This is a genomic window from Rhodanobacter sp. FW021-MT20 (genome assembly GCF_041107475.1).
GTDB lineage: Bacteria > Pseudomonadota > Gammaproteobacteria > Xanthomonadales > Rhodanobacteraceae > Rhodanobacter_A > Rhodanobacter_A glycinis.
On record NZ_JBGBPX010000011.1, the window covers coordinates 41488 to 60268 of the forward strand.

Consider the following 18781-nt stretch of genomic DNA (forward strand, 5'->3'; position numbering starts at 1 on the left):
CAGACGCAACGCCCCTGTTGTCGACGCTACCTTAATCCGCCCGCTCTTGTCACGGACCGCCCCACGACATGAAACATGCCGCCGGCCTGCTCGCCTTCGTCGCCCGCTTTGCCGTGTTGGGGCTGGCACTGGCGTTCGTGATCGGGCTGTTCTGGCCGGGTGTTGGCTCGCGCCTGCGCGCGCACTTCGGCATGCCCGTCGCCCAACCCGCCGCCGCGACTGCCGCCGCACCCGAAGCGCCCCCCGCGCCGGCATCCTATGCCGATGCCGTGGCACGGGCCGAGCCGTCGGTGGTGAACATCTACGCCAACAAGGTGGTCACCGAGCAAGCCGTGCGCATGTACAGCGACCCGCTGATGCAGCGCCTGTTCGGCGGTCACCTGGTCGGCACCTACCAGCATCCCGAGCAGAGCCTGGGCTCCGGCGTGATCGTCAGCGACAAGGGTTACGTGCTGACCAACAACCACGTCATCGCCAATGCCAACGACATCCAGGTGCTGCTGTACGACGGCCGCGTGGCCAAGGCCACCCTGGTCGGCGCCGACCCGGAAACCGATCTGGCCGTGCTGAAGATCAACGCCGGCAACCTGCAGCCGATCCGCATGGCCGACCAGAAAAAGCTGCGCGTGGGCGACGTGGTGCTGGCCATCGGCAACCCGCTCGGCCTCAACCAGACGGTAACGATGGGCATCATCAGCACGATCGGCCGCCAACTGGTCAGCGGCAGCCCGGAAGATTTCATCCAGACCGACGCGGCGATCAACCTGGGCAATTCCGGCGGCGCGCTGGTCAACACCCGGGGCGAACTGGTCGGCATCAACACCTTGCTGATCGGCAAGGCCGCCGACGCCGAAGGCATCGGTTTCGCGATTCCGGTGAACACCGCCACCGAAGTGCTCAAGCAGCTGATCGCCACCGGCCATGTGGTGCGCGGCTGGCTCGGCGCCGATTACGCCTTCGTACCGGTGGCGGCCGACAGCGGCCTGCCGGCGGCGGCACGCGGCGTACAGGTGACCGATGTCTATCCCGGCAGCCCGGCCGCGCTTGCCGGCATCCAGCCACACGACATCCTGCTGCGCATGGGCACGCACGGCATCCTCGATCCGGCCGACCTGCGCCGCTACGAGGCGTCGCTCAAGCCCGGCACCACGCTGGAGGTTTCCGGCCTGCGCAACGGCAGCCCGTTCCACGTCAAGGTGACCCTGATCGCCCGCCCGGCACAGGCCAGCGTATCGCTGCAGCAGGGTCAGTCATGAGCGCACTTGCCTGAAACCCCGGTACACCCGGCATGCCACCATCGCCCCCATGCAGGAGTCCGCTCGCGGGCGATGCCTTTTGGCAGGACATCGGAAAAACCTGAAGAGCATCGCCCGCGAGCGGGTTCCTACTCCAAGGCAGCGTGCTCGTCAGGAAAGATGTCGAACCGGCGCTTGAACCGTTCGCAGCGAGTGGAATCGAAGTGTCGCCACCGGCTCAGCCCGGACCGCTGGCCGCCAGCGTGGTGTGCAACACGCTGCCGTAGCGCTTGCGCAATTCGCCGACGCGCCTGACATACACCTCGGTTTCCGCATAGGGCGGCACGCCGTTGTAACGCTCCACCGCACCCGGGCCGGCGTTGTAGGCCGCCGCTGCCAGACGCTCGTCGCCATTGAAGGTTTTCAGCAGCAGGCCCAGGTAACGGGCACCGCCCTCGATGTTGTCGTCGGCGTTGAAGGCATCGGCCACGCCCATGTCGTTGGCGGTGCCCGGCATCAACTGCATTAGCCCCTGCGCGCCCTTGGACGACAGCGCGTGCGGGTTGAACGCACTTTCGGCATGGATGATCGCACGCAGGAAGGCTTCGTCCACGCCGTAGCGCAGGCTGGCCGCACGGATCACGTCGGCATACTCGCGCAGATGCAGCGGCACGTGCATCCAGTCGATGGTCGAGTGCAGGTTGCAGGCCACGCAGGTGGCGATGTAACTGAAGAGCATGGTTACCGCATGCGTGTTCCGGCCGGCCGGGTGGATATTGGTGTATTCCACGCTGCCATCGGCATGCACCACCCGGTAGACCGAGCCACGCAATACCCGCGCACCGGTGGACGGCGCCGCGGCATCGGCCTGCGCCAGTGCGGCCGCGCCGGCATCGCGCGAATCCTGATAAGCCCATTGGCCCGGCGTACCTGTCGCGGCCGGCGGCAGCACCTTGGCGGTGGTGCTCACCGAACTGCGCACCCACGCCAGCGAAGTCACCGGCCTCTCGACCTTGCGTGCCGTGGTCGTCACCGATCCGCGCACGCCAGCCAGCGATGTCTTCGGCGCGAATTTCGTCACGCGACGTGGTGCGGCAGGTGCCTGATACCCGCCCATCCGGTGGCAATCGCGATAACCGTTGCGGCTGCTGCTGAATACGGCTTCGCCATGCGTTCCGGTGCAGCGGTAAAGCACCCCGGCCTGTGCCGGTGACCACGCCAGCCAGCCGGCCAACAGCAGGGCGCAGCCCAGCGCGACCCGGGTGAGGATCGATCGGACTGGGAAGGTCATGCTGGGCAGGCCCACGCCTCCCCGATGGCGTGCGGCAACGAACATGCGGCGCAGTGTGCCCCCACGGCGTGCCCGCGCCAAGCCCGCGACGCTGTTTTCGTGCACTACGCCACGCGGCAAGTGCTTGATCCGTCAGCGCACTTGACTGGCGAGCAGGTACCCGCGCGAGTAAACTGCCGGGTTCGACACACGCCGTCGACAGCGTCGACGCAATCACGACAAGACCATGGCATGAGCGGCAAACTTTTCATCAAGACCCACGGCTGCCAGATGAACGAGTACGACTCGGCCAAGATGGCCGACGTGCTCAAGGCATCGCACGGGCTGGAACTGACCCAGGACGAGTCCGAGGCGGACGTGATCCTGATCAACACCTGCTCGATTCGCGAGAAGGCGCAGGAGAAGGTATTCAGCCAACTCGGCCGCTGGCGCGAGCACAAGAAGGACGGCAAGCCGGTGCTGATCGGCGTGGGCGGCTGCGTGGCCAGCCAGGAAGGCGAGGCCATCATCAAGCGCGCGCCCTACGTCGACCTGGTGTTCGGCCCGCAGACCCTGCATCGCCTGCCCGAGCTGATCGAGAAACAGCGCGAGACCGGCAAGCCGCAGGTGGACATCTCCTTCCCCGAGATCGAGAAGTTCGACAAGCTGCCCGAGCCCCGCGCCGAAGGCCCCACCGCCTTCGTCTCGATCATGGAAGGCTGCTCCAAGTACTGCAGCTACTGCGTGGTGCCCTACACCCGCGGCACCGAAATCAGCCGCCCGTTCGACGACGTGCTGGTGGAAGTGGCCCAGCTGGCCGAGCAAGGCGTGCGCGAAGTGAACCTGCTCGGCCAGAACGTCAACGCCTACCGCGGCCCGATGCACGACGGCGGCATGGCCGACCTGGCGGTGCTGATCCATGCCATCGCGCAGATCGAATCCATCGGCCGCATCCGCTTCACCACCTCGCACCCGTTGGAGTTCTCCGACTCGCTGGTCGAGGCGTACGCCAGCGTGCCGAAGCTGGCCAACTTCCTGCATCTGCCGGTGCAGGCCGGCTCCGATCGCATCCTCAGCGCGATGAAGCGCGGCTACACCGCACTGGAGTTCAAGCAGAAGATCCGCAAGCTGCGCGCGGTACGCCCGGACATCTGCATCAGCTCGGATTTCATCGTGGGCTTCCCCGGCGAAACCGACGCGGATTTCGAGAAGACCATGAAATTGATCGACGACATCGGCTTCGACCAGAGCTTCTCCTTCATCTTCTCCTCGCGCCCCGGCACGCCGGCGGCGAGCCTGGCCGACGACACCCCGATGGCGGTGAAGCACGAACGCCTGGAACGCCTGCAAGCCACGATCAACGCCAACGCGAAGAAGATCAACGAGGCGATGGTCGGCACCGTGCAGCGCGTATTGGTGGAAAAGCCGAGCACCAAGAATCCGAACGAACTCGCCGGCCGCACCGAGAACATGCGTTACGTGAACTTCCCCGGCGATGCGCGCATGATCGGCCGCTTCGTCGACGTGCTGATCACCGACGCGATGAGCAATTCGCTGCGCGGGCGGGTGCACGCGCTGGCCGAAGAAGCCGCCTGATGCCTGTTGACTCCCTCTCCCCTCCGGGGAGAGGGTTGGGGTGAGGGGCCGGGGCTTGCGCCACCGTTCATCGTGCACGCTCCGCCCGAACCCTCATCCGCCTGCCGGCACCTTCTCCCGAGGGGAGAAGGACTCACCCTTGAACCTTTCCCGAGCCCCATGACCGAACATCCCAACCAGCGCGATTTTGCCCTCGACCCCGAGGACAACGCCCGCCTCGCCAACCTGTGCGGACCGTTCGACGAGCATCTGCGCCAGGTGGAATTGCGCCTGGGCGTGGAAATCGATCACCGCGGCAACCTGTTCCAGGTGATCGGCGAGGCTGCCGCCACGCGCGCCACCGAGAAGGTGATACGCGCGCTCTACGCCGCCGCCGAAAACGAACCGCTGAACGGCGCGAAGATCAACCTGCACCTGGCCGAATCCGGCGTCGACGCGCTTGCCGAAGACGCCGAGGGCGAGGCGCAGGAAGTCGTCATCCGGGTCAAGCGTGGCGTGATCAAGGGCCGCGGCCCCAACCAGGCGCGTTACCTGCACGCCATCACCCGCCACGACATCAATTTCGGCGTGGGCCCGGCCGGCACCGGCAAGACGTATCTGGCCGTGGCCAGTGCGGTCGAGGCCCTGGAAGCCAACCGCGTGCAGCGCGTGCTGCTGGTGCGTCCGGCGGTGGAAGCCGGCGAGAAACTGGGCTTCCTGCCCGGTGACTTGTCGCAGAAGGTCGACCCCTACCTGCGCCCGCTGTACGACGCGCTGTACGAGATGATCGGCTTCGAGAAGGTGGCCAAGCTGATCGAGCGCAACGTGATCGAGATTGCCCCGCTGGCCTACATGCGCGGGCGCACCCTCAACGATTCCTACGTGATTCTCGACGAGGCGCAGAACACCACCGTCGAGCAGATGAAGATGTTCCTCACCCGGATCGGTTTTGGCTCGGTAGCGGTGATCACCGGCGACGTCAGCCAGGTCGATCTGCCCCGCAGCACCCGCTCGGGCCTGCGCCACGCGGTGGAAGTGCTGCGCGGCGTGGACGGCATCAGCTTCACCTTCTTCACTTCGCGCGACGTGGTGCGTCATCCGCTGGTGGCGAAGATCGTGCGCGCCTACGAGGCATTCGAGCAGCAGGACGAGGCCGCGAAGTGAGCACGTCGACGGTGCACGTGGGCTACGCGGTACCGCGCACCGGCATCCCTGCCGCGGCCAGCTTCCGTCGCTGGGTCGACGCTGCGTTGCGCGGGGCCAAGCGACGCAAGGCCACGGAGCTGTCCATCCGCATCGTCGATACCGCCGAAGGTCGCGCGCTCAACCGCGACTATCGCGGCAAGGACTACGCCACCAACGTGCTCTCCTTCGAAGCCGAACTGCCGCCCGGTGTGAAGCTGCCGTTGATCGGCGACCTGGCCATCTGCGCCCCCGTGGTGGCGCGCGAAGCGGCCGAACAAGGCAAGCGCGAACGCGACCACTGGGCCCACCTGACCGTACACGGCGTACTGCACCTGCTTGGCTACGACCACATCGAGGATGCCGACGCCGAAGTGATGGAGGCGTTGGAAACCCGCGTGCTCGCCGACTTGGGCATCGCCGATCCCTACGCCGCCTGACCCCCTCCCAACCTCCCCCTGCGACCGAAGGAAGTCCCTTTGGGGCACGCAGGGGAAGGAGCCAAATCCCGAATCAGCCATGCTTTTCCCCCTCCCCTGCTTGCAGGGGAGGGTCGGGGAGGGGTGCTCTTGCGCCCTGAATCGTCACATCATTTCCGCTAAACTCGGGTTTCCGCCCGTTCCGGGCCGAATGCAAACGGATTGATGAACGACGACCCTGGCAGTACCAGCGGCCCGGCTCACCGCACCTGGTGGGATCGACTGGGCCACCTGTTTTCCGGCGAACCGCGCAACCGCGAGGAGCTGATCGAAGAGCTGCGCACCGCGCACGCCAACGGCCTGCTCAGCGCCGACACCCTGCCCATGCTGGAGGGCGCGCTCAAGGTCACCGAGCTGAGCGTGGACGACGTGATGGTGCCGCGCGTGCAGATCGTGATGATCGCCGCCAGCGCACCGCTCGAGGACATCCTCGCCGCCGTGGTCGAATCCGGCCACTCGCGCTTTCCGGTGCATGGCGAGGACAAGGACGAAATCCTCGGCATCCTGCTGGCCAAGGACCTGCTGAAGTTCTTCGGCAACGGCGCCGAATTCGACATCCACGAAATCCTGCGTCCGGCGGTGCTGATCCCCGAGTCGATGCGCCTGAATGTGCTGCTGGCCGAGTTCCGCCGCAGCCGCAATCACATGGCTGTAGTGGTGGACGAATACGGCGGCGTCGCCGGCCTGATCACCATCGAAGACGTACTCGAGCAAATTGTCGGCGAGATCGACGACGAGCACGACGACGAGGAAGAGCCCGCACTGATCCACGCGCAGGCCGATGGCAGCTGGCTGATCAGCGCACTGACCCCGATCGAGGACTTCAACGAGGAGATCGGCAGCGATTTTTCCGACGAGGAATTCGACACCATCGGCGGCCTGATCACCTCTGAATTCGGCCACCTGCCCGAGGCGGGCGAGGAAACCGCCGCGGGCGAGTTCCTGTTCCACGTCATCGCCGCCGATGATCGCCGCGTGCAGCAGTTCCGCGTGACTCGCCGCGAGGCCTGACCCGCGCGGAACCCCGACCCGGCCTCGTAGTAGGAGCGCACCCTGTGCGCGAATGGCCTTTGCGCAAGCAGGCGACGCCATTCGCGCACAGGGTGCGCTCCTACCGCGAATACCGACGAAGGACGGCTTCCATCCACGATTCACTTGGCACACCGGCACAAGCAGGAAAATCGCAATCATGCGCCCCATCACCAAGCTGCTGTCCCTGCTCGCCCTGATCCTTCTGGCCACGGTCCCGGCACACGCGGACGTAACCGATGCCCCGGGCGCCAACCTCGAAGTCTCGCTGATCACCTACGGCCCCGGCGCCACCTACTGGGAACGCTTCGGCCACGATGCGCTGCAATTGCGCGACACCGTCAGCGGCCAGTCGATCAACTTCAACTACGGCGTGTTCGACTTCAGCGAGAAGAACTTCTTCCTCAATTTCGCCCGCGGCCGCATGCACTACCTGATGGACGCCGAGCCGGCCGGCCCGGAAGAAGCGTTCTACGTGCAGGAAGGCCGCTCCATCACCCGCCAGCGGCTCGCGCTCACCCCGCAACAAGCCGCCGCGTTGCGCGATTTCCTGTTCTGGAACCTGCGTCCCGAAAACGCCGGCTACAACTACGACTACTACATCGACAACTGCACCACCCGCGTGCGCGATGCGTTGAACAAAGCGCTGGGTGGCGCGATCAAGGCCGCGCTGGCCGGCCATCCCGGTGGCATGACCTATCGCCAGCAGACCGATCGCCTGATGAGTGCGCAACCCTGGCTGATGCTGGCGCTGGACCTGGGCCTCGGCCCCTACGCCGACCAGCCGCTCGACGCGTGGCATGAAAGCTTCCTGCCCATGGAGCTGCAGGCCAACCTGCGCGCCGTCACCACGACAGACGTCCACGGCAACACCCGTCCGCTGGTGGAAGGCGAGCGCCAACTGTCACCCAACCGCCTCGACGTACCCCCGGCACAAGCACCCGACCTGCGCCTGCCGCTGGGCGCCGCCGGTCTGCTGATCGCCGCCCTGCTGCTGGTGACTTCTCGCCACTGGCGCCTCGGCTACACCCTGCTCGGCTCGCTTTTCCTGGTCCTCGCCGGACTGGTCGGGCTGCTGCTGCTGGCCTTGTGGACGCTCACCACCCACCACTCGGCCTGGGCCAACGCCAACCTGCTGCTGTTCAACCCACTCGCCTTCGTGCTGCTGCCCGCCCTCTGGCGCGCCCGCCGCCACATCGCCCCCACCCGCTTCGCCGACGCCATCCTGTTGCTGCAACTCCTCGGCCTGATCGCCGCCGTGCTATTGCACCTGCTGCCCGGCGCCGTGCAACAGAACCAGCCCTGGATACTCTTCGCGCTGCCCGTGTGGCTGGCGTTGGCGTGGAGTCTGCGCCAACCCGCCGCCTGACCCCCTCCCCTGCTTGCAGGGGAGGGCTGGGGAGGGGTGCTCTTCAACGCCTTCGCGACAAGCCCCACCCCCTCCCAACCTCCCCCTGCAAGCAGGGGGAGGAGAAAGCCCTCGCATTGTCCGATGCCGCCTCGCGCGGCATCATGCACCCATGAATCCAATCGCACCTTCCGTCTCCGGGGCCGCCGACACCGCGATGGTCGTCAACTGCGTTGCCTACCGCACGGACGGCACGCGCAGCGGCGACATCAGCATCGATGCGATCAGCGACGTGCTGAAAGAACCCGACACCTTCGTCTGGGTGGGTTTGCATGAACCGGACGAATCGCTGCTGCTGAAACTGCAGGATGAGTTCGACCTGCACGACCTGGCCATCGAGGATGCGCAAAGCGCACACCAGCGCACCAAGATCGAAGCCTACGGTGATTCGCTGTTCATCGTGGTGCAGACGGCACAACTGGTAAACGGCAACCTCGCCTTCGGCGAAACGCATATCTTCCTCGGCCCGCGTTACCTGGTCACCGTGCGCCACGGCGCCTCGCTGTCCTACTCGCCCGCGCGGCGTACCTGCGAGCACGCGCCCGAGTTGCTCGCGCTCGGCCCCAGCTACGGGCTGTATGGCGTGCTCGACTTCGTGGTCGACAACCTGCTGCCAATCGTGCGCGACTTCCGTGAAGAGTTGCAGGAACTCGAACAGGACATCTTCGCCGCCACCTTCAACCGCAGCACCGTGCGCCGCCTGTACGACATGCAGCGCGACCTGATGACGCTGCGTCTGGCGGTGGCGCCGATGCAGGATGTCATCAGCCAGCTGGTACGACTGCACCCGCAACTGATTCCCGAAGACCTGCGCGTGTATTTCCGCGACATCTACGACCACGTGTTCCGCGTCAACGAGTCGATCAGCGCGATGCGCGAAATGCTCACCGCCGCGATCAACGTCAACCTCTCGCTGGTCACCTTCGGCCAGAACGAAGTGATGAAAAAACTCGCCGGCTGGGCCGCCATGCTCGCCGCCCCCACTCTCATCACCAGCTGGTACGGCATGAACTTCACCCACATGCCCGAACTGAGCCGACCGTGGGCGTACCCGCTGATCATCGTGATCGTGATTGGGGTCGTGGGCGGGATTTATACCGGGTTGAGACGGGCGAAGTGGTTGTAGGGGTGTTACCCCCTCCCAACCTCCCCCTGCTCGCAGGGGGAGGAGCAAATTCCGGACACCCAGCTTTCCTCTCTCCCCTGCTTGCAGGGGAGGGTTGGGGAAGGGTCAACCACCCTCGTCGCCACGCGGCAAATGCCGAAGCACCTCTTCCAACACCGCCTCCCTGCGCAGCAACACGTCATCGTTCCAGAAGCGCAACACGCGATACCCCTCGGACTCCAACGCCTGCGTACGCTTGATGTCGTAACTCAACGCATCAAGATGCTGCCCGCCATCCAGCTCCAGTACCAATCGGGCCGACAAGCAGACAAAGTCCACGATGTAGCCGGCGATCGGGTACTGGCGACGGAACTTGAAACCCGCAAGCTGCTCTCGCCGCAGATAACGCCATAAATGCTGCTCGGCATCCGTAGCTTCGTTGCGAAGTTTGCGGGCGAATATCCATTTCCGCTGCATGGCTGATCCTTTGCCTTTGTCGTAAAGCCTTACCCCCTCCCAGCCTCCCCCTGCAAGCAGGGGGAGGAGTCAAAACATGTCACGGCTGTAGCTGCTTGTATCCCCTCCCCTGCTTGCAGGGGAGGGCTAGGGCGGGATCGCTCTACTGCTTCGTCCACTTCTCCAGCCACGCATTCACCGTGTCATGCCACAGCACGCTGTTATGTGGTTGCAGCACCCAGTGGCTTTCGTCGGGGAAGGTGAGGAATTCGCTGGGAATGCCACGTCGCTGCAGCGCGGTGAAGGCGCCCAGGCCCTGGCTCAGCGGAATGCGGAAGTCGTGGCCCGAATGCACCACCAGCATCGGCACGCGCCAGTCCTTCACGTGGTCGAGCGGGTTGAACTTCTCGTAGTTCTGCGGATGCTCGTACTGCGTACCGCCGTTCTCGTGCTCCTCGAACCACAGCTCGTCGGTGGCGTAATACATCATGCGCGAATCGAACACGCCGTCGTGGTCGACGAAGCATTTCCACGGCGAGTTCCACACGCCGGCGATCCAGTACGTCATGTAGCCGCCATAGCTGGCACCCAGCGCACACGCGCGACCGCTGTCGAGGAAATCGTACTTCGCCAGCGCCGCCTTCCACCCCAGCTTGAGGTCTTCCAACGGCTTGCCACCCCAGTCGCCCGAGATCGAATCGGTGAACTTCTGGCCGTAACCGGTGGAACCATGGAAATTGATGGTGACCACCGCGAAGCCCTGCCCCGCATACGTCTGCGGGTTCCAGCGGTAGCTCCAGCTGTTGGTCATCGCGCCCTGCGGGCCGCCGTGGATGATGAAGGCCACCGGGTACCTCTTGCCGGCCTGGTAATTCGCCGGCTTCACCACGTAGCCCTGCACGGTTTCGTTGTTCCAGCCCTTGAAGGTGAAGAACTGGAAGTCGCCTTCCTGCGTGTTCTTCAGCCGCGCGGCATTGGCATGCGTCACCTGCTTCAGATCACGGCCATCGGTATCGACGGTGTACAGGTCACTCGGCCGCTTCAGGTCATTGCGCGCCAGCAACACACGCTTGCCGACAACCGAATAGCCGTCCACCTCGCCATCACCCACCAGCTGCCGCACCTTGCCGCTGACCGCATCGACCGCGAACAGCGGATGCTGGCCTTCGTCATCGGCAGTGACGAACAGCGTCTTGCCATCGGCGGAAATATTCATGCTGCCGGGCGAACGATCCCACTGCGGATCGATCTCGCGCGTAGCGCCCGTGGCCAGATCCATCGCCATGATGCCGAAACGGTCCGCCTCGAAACCCGGCGTTTTCATCGCCAGGTAATAAAGCGTCTTGCCGTCCGGTGACGGCACCGGATAGGCATCCCACGCCTCGTTCTTCGCGGTAAGGTTCGTCGGGGCCGACGAACCGTCGGCCGGCACCTTGTAGATATCGAAGTTGGTCGACCACGGTTCACTGGTGCCGGCAATGCGCACGTCGAAGTACACCGTCTTGCCATCCGGCGAGAACGCGAACTCGCTGGCGTCGCCAAACGGCTTGCTCGGCACATCGCCATCGATGCCGCGTGAAAGCAGGGTCGGCTCCACCGGCAACTGACCGTCCGCACCGAAATGCGCGAGATAAAGCTGGTTGCGCCGACCGTCCGACCACGTATCCCAATGTCGCACGAACAGCTTGTGATACAGCGTGCCGGTGGACTTGTCCTTCGCCCGCTTGTCCAGCCTGGCCTTGGTGCAAGCCAGGTCGCTGCAGTCGGTGTACACCGCATACGACAGCAGCACGCTCTTGCCGTCCGGCGACAATTTGTAATCCTGAATGTCCAGCGGCGCATGGCTGACCTGCACCGGCGCCTTCGCCGCTGCCAGATCGAGACCACCGCCACCCTTCGCAAAATCCACCCGCCACAACTGCGCCACGCCCTTGACCGACGCCACGTAATAAAGGCTGCGCCCATCCACCGACCAGCGCGGTGATGACGCGCCCTTGGCCACCACCTGCACCGGCTTGCCGTCACGCGACAAATCCAGCACATCGATCGCGTTCACGCCCTTGTTCGCCGCGTAATCCGTGCTGCGCACACCAAACGCCGCATAGCGTCCATCCGGCGACAACTGCGGATCGCTCACCCGCTTCAGCATCACCAGATCGCGCACGTTGAACGGATGCGGCGTGTTGTAATCGAAGCCCGCAAACGGCGACCGGATCGGCGTGGACACGGAGGCCGCCGCAGCCGGCAACGCCATCGCCAGCAACAGGGCAGCAAGCAAAGGTTTCATGGGATTCTCCCTCGGGTGGATAGCTGTGACGGTAAGCGGGCACGCAAGGCGGCGCAAGCAGATCGTCCATTCCCCGCAAGCAAGCCCCATCCGCGGTGACGGGTGCATATCACTCCTGCGCAGACTATGCTTCAGTCAGCTTCGCTTCGCACGACGCACCATGGCCATCCAGCAAATACAAACCGCGTTGGCCTCACACCCGGATATACGGCTGGCCTATGTGTTCGGCTCGGTGGCCCAGGGGCGTGCGCGCCCGGACAGCGACGTGGATGTCGCCGTGCAAATGCCCAAACCGCTCGACAGCGCCCTGCGCATGCAACTGATCGAGGAACTGGCCCTCGCCACCGGCCGTCCCGTCGACCTGATCGACCTGCAAACGGTCGGCGAGCCCTTGCTGGGCCAGATCCTGAAGCATGGCAAGCGGATCGCTGGCGACAAAACGGCGCACGTGGCCATGATGTCCCGCCACGTCTACGCCATGGAGGACTTTGTGCCTTACGTGACCCGCATGCTGGAAGAGCGGAGGCGTCTATGGACACCCTGATCGTCGCGCGCAAACTCGACTCGCTGCAGCGCTGTCTCGTGCGCGTGCACGACAAATGCCCGACTACCGCCGACATACTCGCAGCCACCCCCGACCTGCAGGATATTGTGGTGCTCAATCTGAGCCGGGCCGTCCAGCTCTGCGTCGACCTGGCCCTGCATGTGCTGGCCGATTCGGGCCTGCCGCCACCCGACACGATGGGCCAGGCCTTTGATCAACTCGCCTCGACCCATTCACTGGATGCCTCACTGGCAACGCGTCTGCGCAAGGCGGTCGGATTCCGCAACCTCGCCGTGCACAGCTACAGCAGCATCGACTGGGTCATCGTGCACGCCATCGCCACCCGCCACCTGGGCGACTTCACAAACTTCGCCACATGGGTCGAAGCCCAGGAACAGTGACACACGAAGGCCGCTTGCCATCATAGGGGCCTGCTCAAAATCTCTCCTGGTGAACGCACAACCTTGCGGCAGGAGCGGCTTCAACCGCGATGCTTTTGGCATGGTGTCCGAAAAACCCGGAGAGCATCGCGGCTGAAGCCGCTCCATCAGAACGACGAGGGCTACAAACAGGCACACGGACGAGATTTCGAGCAGACCCCAAGCCGCTTGCACCACCCAAAGTGATACTGTAGTGTCACTTCATGCGCACCGAACTCGTCACCACGCTCAAGCGCCAGGCCACCGAACTCCTCGCGGACATCGAGCGGGACAAGCAGCCCATCCTCATCACCCAGCATGGCCTGCCAAGCGCCTACCTCCTGGATGTCGAGACCTATCAATTGATGCAACAGCGCATGGCCGTCCTTGAAGGTATTGCCCGTGGTGAACAAGCCATTGCCGAGGGCCGCGTAGCTACTCACGCCCAAGCCAAAAAGCGCCTCGCCAGATGGCTCAAATAATCTGGTCAGAGCCAGCACTGGCTGATCTGGATGCCATTGCTGACTACATTGCGCTGGAAAACCCCGTCGCTGCATCTGAGCTCGTCAAACGCATCTTCGACCATGTCGATCAACTCACCGACCAACCGGATAGCGGCAGTCGCCCGCAGGAGCTTGGACGCTCTCGATACCGCCAGATTGTGGAGCCGCCTTGCCGCGTCCTCTACCGTCATGACGGACACAAGGTGTTTATCCTGCACGTCATGCGCTCGGAACGCCTGCTACGCAAGAAGCAACTTGCGGCGCGCGCCAGGCAAGCAAAGACCTGACTCATCCAGGCGGATGGCGTCGCCACACCGATCCGCAGGGCGTCGCGCACTCAGCCCGCGAACCCGCTCAACGCCCCAGACTGGGCATGCACCCGCATCTCCCCACCCTCCACAAGTGGGAGCGGCTTCAGCCGCGATGCTCTTCGAGTCTTTCCGACGCCCCGCCAAAAGCATCACGGCTGAAGCCACTCCCATCGGTGGGCTGGATGCTCGCCATCGCACCGCGCCTGCGCAAAGCGGTCGGCTCTTCGGCTGTTGGACGGGCAGTAAACCCAGCAGGGCTGAGGGTTTACCCTGGAGAAGATATACGCCATTGACGCATATACACCATTGGCGTAGATTTACGACATGATCTTCATTGAGACCTCGGTTTTCACTCGTCAGATCACCGCGCTTGTGGATGATGATGACTACGCCGATTTCCAGCGTGGATTAGCCGATGATCCCGAGTCAGGTGACGTGATTCCTGGGCGGAGGGCTCAGGAAGATCCGCATGGCCGCCAAAGGCCATGGCAAGCGTGGCGGCGCCCGAGTGATCTATTACTACTTCACCAGCGCTGCCCAGATAGCCCTTCTGCTGGCATATGCAAAAAATGAAGCCGATGATCTCACCGCTTCACAGAAGAAGGGGCTGAAGCAAGTGATCGAGCAGTGGAGGTAGCCATGGAAAAAGAACTTTTCAAAGACCTGCTACAGAGCGTCACCCAGATGGATGAAATCCGTCGAGGCGAGCGAGCTCCGTCACGCGAGACCTACGTTGCATCCGAGCAGGTAAAACGCATTCGCGCCCTTACCAAACTCTCTCAGGCCAAGTTTGCGAAGGTCATTGACGTTGAAATTGGCACGCTTCAGAACTGGGAGCAGGGGCGCCGCAACCCGACCGGCCCAGTAAGAGCGCTACTGCGTGCCATCGAGAAAGATCCACAACACGTCCTTGCCGCGCTACTCGACTGAAATGGCGATGTAACAAACAGACCGCTGTCTGGTCTGGTCCTCCAGTGACTGTATGGCCTGAGCAGGTGTGGTCGCCACTGAACAACCAGATCTTCGTCTGTTGAAAAACCTTCCGCCTACGCAGAAATGACGAACAGAATCAAAGGTTTCCTAAAGGAAACCTCGAATAACGGAACCATTCAGGCTGGATCCCTGTCATCAGACTTGATAGTAATGCAATGTAGCATTACATTGTGCCTTGACCGTAACTCAAGGACACCCTCATGACTACATTGACCGTTACCGCACGGGGACAAGTCACCTTTCGAAAGGAGGTACTCCAACACCTCGGCATCAAGCCAGGGGAGAGGATCGAACTGGATTTGCTGCCTGATGGCCGGGCCGCACTGAAGGCAGCCAGGCCTACCGGGTCAATCGCTGGCTTTGTCGGTCTGCTGGCGGGGCGGACAACCAAGGTCGCCAGCATCGAGGAAATCAACGAGGCCGCGGCCGAGGGCTGGGCGGGCCGCAAGTGAAGATCACGGTCGACACCAATGTTCTGGTTCGCGCCGTTGTTCGCGACGACGCCAAGCAAGCGAAGCTTGCAGCCAAGCTGCTGACGGATGCCGGCCTGATAGCTGTTGCGCTGCCGTGCCTTTGCGAGTTCGTCTGGGTGTTGCGCCGCGTGTATGGTTTTTCTCCTGCCGACGTGGGCGGTGCGATCCGTGCACTGCTCGATGCAGCCAATACAGAAACGAACCGACCGGCCGTCGAAGCTGGCTTGGCCGTACTCGAAGCCGGGGGTGATTTCGCCGATGGGGTGATCGCTTTTGAGGGTCAATGGCTTGGCGGCGAAACCTTCGTATCGTTCGATCAGAAGGCGGTCGCGTTGCTTACCGCTCAGGGTCAATCCGCCCGTTTGCCATGACCCGCGGGCTCCAAGCTCGATCCCAGCGCATGCCCGTCACCATCGGAACCTTGATCCGCTGGAATCAGCACGGTGATCACGGCGTGCCAGAATCCTGATCACTTATCGCCGGCACGCACATGCGAGACATGCGCACTCACCGCTATCTGGGTGTGGATACCGAAATGACATGGGGCGTCGAACGCGATCTCGAGCCCGTCAACATGACCATCGAGAAAATCGCTGCCCAGCTTGGACTGCATCTGCCCATTTACGGCTGTTGACGACAACACACCCGATGTACATGGCTCGCCCGATTTTCCAGACGGGGCGGTCGGATTCCGCACCGTCACAACATCACTAAGTCAGGCATATTGAACGGATGCGGCACACTAAGAATGTTCTGATCAATCGGCTTTTTGTTCGTCATTCCTGCGAGGCGCGTTTTAGCAGCCGAAGGGCTGGTCAAACAGGAAACGCTTCTCAACAGACGAATGTCTGGTCATCCAGCGTCTTTGCTTTCAATGACCTATAGACACTGGATCCCAGCCTCCGCTGGAATGACGAGCAAAATCAGAGCTTCCCTAAAGCACGTATTCCAAATCAACGTGTCCAGCTTGCACTAGTCCCAATATGGGACTATCATGTGTGCATGAGGATCATCGCCGTAAGCACGCTCAAGGACTTCTGGGTGCATCATCCGGATGCCGAGCAACCGCTCAGGGCATGGTACGACGAAGCAAAACACACTGTCTGGACGGCACCACAAGACATCAAGGCTCGCTACGCCAGCGCCAGTTTTGTCGGCAACAACCGCGTAGTTTTCAACATCAAGGGCAACACTTACCGGCTCATCGTCGCCGTGGCTTATCGCTTCCAAACCGTCTACATCAAGTTCATTGGCACACACGCCGAGTACGACCGGATCGACGCCGAGACCGTGGAGGCTCCATGAATATTCGTCCCATCCATACCAAGAGCGACTACAAGGCCGCCCTGCGTGAACTGTCGGCCTATGTCGACAACGAGCCCCGCCCGGGTAGCGAGGACAGCGATCGCTTCGAAATCCTTGCCACCCTGGTTGAGGCCTACGAAACGAAGCACTTTCCTGTCAAGGCTCCCGACCCCATCGAGGCCATCCGGTTTCGAATGGAACAGGCTGGCCTGACTGTGAAAGACCTCGTACCCTACATCGGTCGGACCAACCGCGTTTACGAGGTACTCAACCGCAAGCGCGGCCTCACCATCGAGATGGTTCGCAACCTGCATCGGCACCTTGGGATTCCGGCGGAAAGCTTGATCGGGGCCTGACCTGGACTGGACCCGCATGGGCGTGGCCGCCCGCATGCCTGTTCGACCTTGCCGCCCTGCGCGACGACTTGGTAGCCGCTATCGCCCGTCCGGTAGACGTGATCAGTGAAAACGGTATCTACCTGCTCAAAATCTTTCTGGCGAGCGCTCAGCCTTGGGGTAAAAGCGGCTTAAGCCGCGATGCTCTTCAAACCTTTCCGAGGCCACGCCCAAAGCATCGCGGCTGAAGCCGCTCCGACCCCGGAAAGATGAGGGCTACAGACGAAATTTTGGGCAGGCCTCCTCATTTCTGGCCCCCTGTTTCGGGACGCCAACCGGACGCCAACCGACGGCCTTGAACCTGCCTTGACTCCACTCCACCGCAGTAGCAGACTCGTTCGCAAGGAGCGTAGAAACTCCACTTAGAGCGGTACCCACCTCCGACAAACCGGTGGGTTTTTTGTGCCTGCACTCGCAGGTGCAACCGACGTGACACCTGCGTCGGGAGGGCGGCTAATACAACACCCTTCGGGGGAATACGCCCGCCGACTCTAAGCGGTTTCTAACCTCCCGACTTCCCATCGCCATCCTGGCGTGCGGGTGCTTCATGGAACGAGGAGGCAATCATGTCCAAGATCGAACTGGAAGATATGGTTACGACCGGCTATTTCCTGCCGGAAGATACTCAACTGCGGCTGAAGCAGCTGCGCGAATACGTGACATTCCTGTCCAACCTGGCCCGGCCGCGCCGGCCGGACGAGGACAACGAATGGTATGCAGAGATTCGCACGGGCGAGGTGGCGATCTGCCTGGAATTGCTGGCCGAGCAGATCACCCAGGTGCTGGACGAACTCTCGTATCCGGCCAAGCGTGGCGACAAGGTGGCTGCGCCCGAGGTCACGGCGGATGCCGAACCGGAAGAAGAAGAGCAGGAAGCGGGTGCGGCGTCCGCTGACGCGGATGACACCAAGCCGGAATCTGCCATCCCGCCGATGAACGAGGCGGGCAAGCGCTATGTGTCTGGCGTCACTCTGGATCAGATCGACGAGTTGGCCCGGCTGGGCGACATGCTCCGCGCCCATGGCGACGTGGTAACAGCCACCGATCAGGCGGATTTCGCCGACGTCACGCTGTCGATCATGGGTGACGCCATCATCCGCGACGCGGAGAAACTGCGCGACATCATCCACGACATCGACAGTGTGCAGCACCTCGATGGGCGTCATCGTTCGCATGCCGACGTCAGAGAGGAAGCCGCTACCTACCTTGCCTCGCTGACATGCTGGCCCCTGCAAGGCGTGCCGCGCCCCTCGGCACGACGTACCGTCGTCGAGCCGCTCGGCGCTTGCGGAAGAACACCTGCACTGGCATACGCCGGGCTTGGCGTCTGAGGCAAAGTCGATACGACCGGGCGCACCGCTTACGCGGCGCGCCCGGTCGGTCGGGTCCGTGCAGTAAGTAGCACTGCCCCGGTGCACTCAAAGCTCGGAAAGTGCACTCTGACCCTGAGGTTTAGGTTTCCCCACGTTTTTCATGCTGGCACACCCAGTTGATCGAGCAATAGTGGGCTTGGATGTCACAGCTGATCAATGAGTTCGCCCACTCGCGTACTTGACCATCGTCGCACCAGCGCTTCGCGCCCCAGCCGCATGACCGAATACAGCCGGCGCTTGCTTCGATAGTGCATCAGCCAGGCCTTCGAGCAGCTCGCCTCGACCCACCAACTGGATGCCACGCTTGCCGTGCGCCTGCGCAAGGCGGTTGGATTCCGCAACCTCGCCGTGCGCAGCTCAGCAGCATCGACGGGACCTCGGTGCGCGCCATCGCCACCCGCCACCCGCCACCTGAGCGACTTCACCGGTTTCACCGCAT

General features: G+C 63.1%; 22 protein-coding genes. 19 read left to right on the forward strand and 3 right to left on the reverse strand.

Annotated features, from left to right (window positions below; genetic code table 11):
• The first annotated feature begins 68 nt into the window (after positions 1 to 68).
• Positions 69 to 1256, forward strand: coding sequence for a S1C family serine protease (locus AB7849_RS12510; RefSeq protein WP_092702893.1), 1188 nt, complete (start codon positions 69 to 71; stop codon positions 1254 to 1256).
• A 217-nt stretch (positions 1257 to 1473) separates the two neighbouring features.
• Here AB7849_RS12510 and AB7849_RS12515 read toward each other — a convergent pair whose 3' ends face one another.
• The gene (locus AB7849_RS12515) at positions 1474 to 2526 is read right to left on the reverse strand and encodes a lytic transglycosylase domain-containing protein (RefSeq protein WP_237711763.1); all 1053 of its coding nucleotides are present in this window, start codon (positions 2524 to 2526) and stop codon (positions 1474 to 1476) included.
• A gap of 231 nt (positions 2527 to 2757) precedes the next feature.
• Here AB7849_RS12515 and miaB point away from each other — a divergent pair, with 231 nt between their 5' ends.
• From miaB to AB7849_RS12545, 6 genes are all read left to right on the forward strand, one after another.
• A complete protein-coding gene (gene miaB, locus AB7849_RS12520; protein ID WP_008208857.1) occupies positions 2758 to 4101 on the forward strand; it encodes a tRNA (N6-isopentenyl adenosine(37)-C2)-methylthiotransferase MiaB in 1344 nt (447 codons plus the stop codon).
• A gap of 159 nt (positions 4102 to 4260) precedes the next feature.
• Entirely contained in the window at positions 4261 to 5244 is a 984-nt protein-coding gene (locus AB7849_RS12525; protein ID WP_008208859.1) for a PhoH family protein, read from the forward strand.
• The gene (gene ybeY / locus AB7849_RS12530; RefSeq protein WP_008208861.1) at positions 5241 to 5702 is read left to right on the forward strand and encodes an rRNA maturation RNase YbeY; all 462 of its coding nucleotides are present in this window, start codon (positions 5241 to 5243) and stop codon (positions 5700 to 5702) included. Before AB7849_RS12525 ends, ybeY begins: the two co-directional genes overlap by 4 nt.
• A gap of 204 nt (positions 5703 to 5906) precedes the next feature.
• Positions 5907 to 6752, forward strand: coding sequence for an HlyC/CorC family transporter (locus AB7849_RS12535; RefSeq protein WP_008208863.1), 846 nt, complete (start codon positions 5907 to 5909; stop codon positions 6750 to 6752).
• 178 nt (positions 6753 to 6930) lie between these two features.
• Positions 6931 to 8139: a lipoprotein N-acyltransferase Lnb domain-containing protein gene (locus tag AB7849_RS12540; RefSeq protein ID WP_008208866.1), complete on the forward strand. Its 1209-nt coding sequence runs from the start codon at positions 6931 to 6933 to the stop codon at positions 8137 to 8139.
• A 151-nt stretch (positions 8140 to 8290) separates the two neighbouring features.
• Positions 8291 to 9304 carry a magnesium and cobalt transport protein CorA gene (locus tag AB7849_RS12545; RefSeq protein WP_008208382.1) on the forward strand — a complete coding sequence of 338 codons (1014 nt, stop codon included), beginning with the start codon at positions 8291 to 8293 and terminating at the stop codon, positions 9302 to 9304.
• A 105-nt stretch (positions 9305 to 9409) separates the two neighbouring features.
• Here AB7849_RS12545 and AB7849_RS12550 read toward each other — a convergent pair whose 3' ends face one another.
• Together AB7849_RS12550 and AB7849_RS12555 are read right to left on the reverse strand one after the other, a co-directional pair.
• Entirely contained in the window at positions 9410 to 9760 is a 351-nt protein-coding gene (locus tag AB7849_RS12550; protein WP_008208383.1) for an endonuclease domain-containing protein, read from the reverse strand.
• Between the two features lie 142 nt (positions 9761 to 9902).
• Positions 9903 to 12026: a S9 family peptidase gene (locus AB7849_RS12555; RefSeq protein ID WP_369501120.1), complete on the reverse strand. Its 2124-nt coding sequence runs from the start codon at positions 12024 to 12026 to the stop codon at positions 9903 to 9905.
• A 160-nt stretch (positions 12027 to 12186) separates the two neighbouring features.
• Between AB7849_RS12555 and mntA the strand changes: the two genes are divergently transcribed.
• From mntA to AB7849_RS12615, 12 genes are all read left to right on the forward strand, one after another.
• On the forward strand, positions 12187 to 12570 hold the full coding sequence (gene mntA / locus AB7849_RS12560) for a type VII toxin-antitoxin system MntA family adenylyltransferase antitoxin (protein WP_008208387.1): 384 nt from the start codon (positions 12187 to 12189) through the stop codon (positions 12568 to 12570).
• Positions 12558 to 12971: a type VII toxin-antitoxin system HepT family RNase toxin gene (gene hepT, locus AB7849_RS12565; RefSeq protein WP_008208389.1), complete on the forward strand. Its 414-nt coding sequence runs from the start codon at positions 12558 to 12560 to the stop codon at positions 12969 to 12971. The genes mntA and hepT overlap by 13 nt, the downstream gene beginning before the upstream one ends.
• Before the next feature lie 242 nt (positions 12972 to 13213).
• On the forward strand, positions 13214 to 13471 hold the full coding sequence (locus tag AB7849_RS12570) for a type II toxin-antitoxin system Phd/YefM family antitoxin (RefSeq protein ID WP_008208391.1): 258 nt from the start codon (positions 13214 to 13216) through the stop codon (positions 13469 to 13471).
• The gene (locus AB7849_RS12575) at positions 13459 to 13779 is read left to right on the forward strand and encodes a type II toxin-antitoxin system RelE/ParE family toxin (RefSeq protein WP_008208394.1); all 321 of its coding nucleotides are present in this window, start codon (positions 13459 to 13461) and stop codon (positions 13777 to 13779) included. Before AB7849_RS12570 ends, AB7849_RS12575 begins: the two co-directional genes overlap by 13 nt.
• A 493-nt stretch (positions 13780 to 14272) precedes the next feature.
• Positions 14273 to 14440 (forward strand): toxin RelE, encoded by a 168-nt coding sequence (locus AB7849_RS12580; protein WP_008208396.1) that lies wholly within the window; start codon positions 14273 to 14275, stop codon positions 14438 to 14440.
• Positions 14441 to 14442: 2 nt separating this feature from the next.
• Positions 14443 to 14733, forward strand: a complete 291-nt coding sequence (gene nadS, locus AB7849_RS12585; protein WP_008208397.1) for a NadS family protein — start codon at positions 14443 to 14445, stop codon at positions 14731 to 14733.
• Positions 14734 to 14996: 263 nt separating this feature from the next.
• Complete coding sequence (locus AB7849_RS12590) at positions 14997 to 15248, forward strand: AbrB/MazE/SpoVT family DNA-binding domain-containing protein (protein WP_008208399.1); 252 nt, start codon at positions 14997 to 14999, stop codon at positions 15246 to 15248.
• Positions 15245 to 15640, forward strand: a complete 396-nt coding sequence (locus AB7849_RS12595) for a type II toxin-antitoxin system VapC family toxin (RefSeq protein ID WP_008208401.1) — start codon at positions 15245 to 15247, stop codon at positions 15638 to 15640. The genes AB7849_RS12590 and AB7849_RS12595 overlap by 4 nt, the downstream gene beginning before the upstream one ends.
• Before the next feature lie 128 nt (positions 15641 to 15768).
• Positions 15769 to 15903: a hypothetical protein gene (locus AB7849_RS12600; protein ID WP_369501121.1), complete on the forward strand. Its 135-nt coding sequence runs from the start codon at positions 15769 to 15771 to the stop codon at positions 15901 to 15903.
• A 368-nt stretch (positions 15904 to 16271) separates the two neighbouring features.
• Positions 16272 to 16574, forward strand: a complete 303-nt coding sequence (locus AB7849_RS12605) for a type II toxin-antitoxin system HigB family toxin (RefSeq protein WP_369501122.1) — start codon at positions 16272 to 16274, stop codon at positions 16572 to 16574.
• A complete protein-coding gene (locus tag AB7849_RS12610) occupies positions 16571 to 16930 on the forward strand; it encodes a helix-turn-helix domain-containing protein (protein WP_008208406.1) in 360 nt (119 codons plus the stop codon). The genes AB7849_RS12605 and AB7849_RS12610 overlap by 4 nt, the downstream gene beginning before the upstream one ends.
• A 605-nt stretch (positions 16931 to 17535) precedes the next feature.
• Positions 17536 to 18300 carry an XAC0095 family protein gene (locus AB7849_RS12615; RefSeq protein ID WP_008208407.1) on the forward strand — a complete coding sequence of 255 codons (765 nt, stop codon included), beginning with the start codon at positions 17536 to 17538 and terminating at the stop codon, positions 18298 to 18300.
• Positions 18301 to 18781 lie beyond the last annotated feature (481 nt).

What these genes read in the sequence shown, in the direction of transcription:
- AB7849_RS12515 (WP_237711763.1), bottom strand. Translation starts at nt 2,526, where the DNA reads ATGACCTTCCCAGTCCGATCGATCCTCACCCGGGTCGCGCTGGGCTGC.
- AB7849_RS12615 (WP_008208407.1), top strand. Translation starts at nt 17,536, where the DNA reads ATGTCCAAGATCGAACTGGAAGATATGGTTACGACCGGCTATTTCCTG.
- mntA (WP_008208387.1), top strand. Translation starts at nt 12,187, where the DNA reads ATGGCCATCCAGCAAATACAAACCGCGTTGGCCTCACACCCGGATATA.
- AB7849_RS12545 (WP_008208382.1), top strand. Translation starts at nt 8,291, where the DNA reads ATGAATCCAATCGCACCTTCCGTCTCCGGGGCCGCCGACACCGCGATG.
- miaB (WP_008208857.1), top strand. Translation starts at nt 2,758, where the DNA reads ATGAGCGGCAAACTTTTCATCAAGACCCACGGCTGCCAGATGAACGAG.
- AB7849_RS12535 (WP_008208863.1), top strand. Translation starts at nt 5,907, where the DNA reads ATGAACGACGACCCTGGCAGTACCAGCGGCCCGGCTCACCGCACCTGG.
- AB7849_RS12605 (WP_369501122.1), top strand. Translation starts at nt 16,272, where the DNA reads ATGAGGATCATCGCCGTAAGCACGCTCAAGGACTTCTGGGTGCATCAT.
- AB7849_RS12540 (WP_008208866.1), top strand. Translation starts at nt 6,931, where the DNA reads ATGCGCCCCATCACCAAGCTGCTGTCCCTGCTCGCCCTGATCCTTCTG.
- nadS (WP_008208397.1), top strand. Translation starts at nt 14,443, where the DNA reads ATGGAAAAAGAACTTTTCAAAGACCTGCTACAGAGCGTCACCCAGATG.
- AB7849_RS12610 (WP_008208406.1), top strand. Translation starts at nt 16,571, where the DNA reads ATGAATATTCGTCCCATCCATACCAAGAGCGACTACAAGGCCGCCCTG.
- AB7849_RS12575 (WP_008208394.1), top strand. Translation starts at nt 13,459, where the DNA reads ATGGCTCAAATAATCTGGTCAGAGCCAGCACTGGCTGATCTGGATGCC.
- AB7849_RS12555 (WP_369501120.1), bottom strand. Translation starts at nt 12,026, where the DNA reads ATGAAACCTTTGCTTGCTGCCCTGTTGCTGGCGATGGCGTTGCCGGCT.
- AB7849_RS12525 (WP_008208859.1), top strand. Translation starts at nt 4,261, where the DNA reads ATGACCGAACATCCCAACCAGCGCGATTTTGCCCTCGACCCCGAGGAC.
- AB7849_RS12590 (WP_008208399.1), top strand. Translation starts at nt 14,997, where the DNA reads ATGACTACATTGACCGTTACCGCACGGGGACAAGTCACCTTTCGAAAG.
- AB7849_RS12570 (WP_008208391.1), top strand. Translation starts at nt 13,214, where the DNA reads ATGCGCACCGAACTCGTCACCACGCTCAAGCGCCAGGCCACCGAACTC.
- hepT (WP_008208389.1), top strand. Translation starts at nt 12,558, where the DNA reads ATGGACACCCTGATCGTCGCGCGCAAACTCGACTCGCTGCAGCGCTGT.
- AB7849_RS12580 (WP_008208396.1), top strand. Translation starts at nt 14,273, where the DNA reads ATGGCCGCCAAAGGCCATGGCAAGCGTGGCGGCGCCCGAGTGATCTAT.
- AB7849_RS12550 (WP_008208383.1), bottom strand. Translation starts at nt 9,760, where the DNA reads ATGCAGCGGAAATGGATATTCGCCCGCAAACTTCGCAACGAAGCTACG.
- AB7849_RS12600 (WP_369501121.1), top strand. Translation starts at nt 15,769, where the DNA reads ATGCGCACTCACCGCTATCTGGGTGTGGATACCGAAATGACATGGGGC.
- AB7849_RS12510 (WP_092702893.1), top strand. Translation starts at nt 69, where the DNA reads ATGAAACATGCCGCCGGCCTGCTCGCCTTCGTCGCCCGCTTTGCCGTG.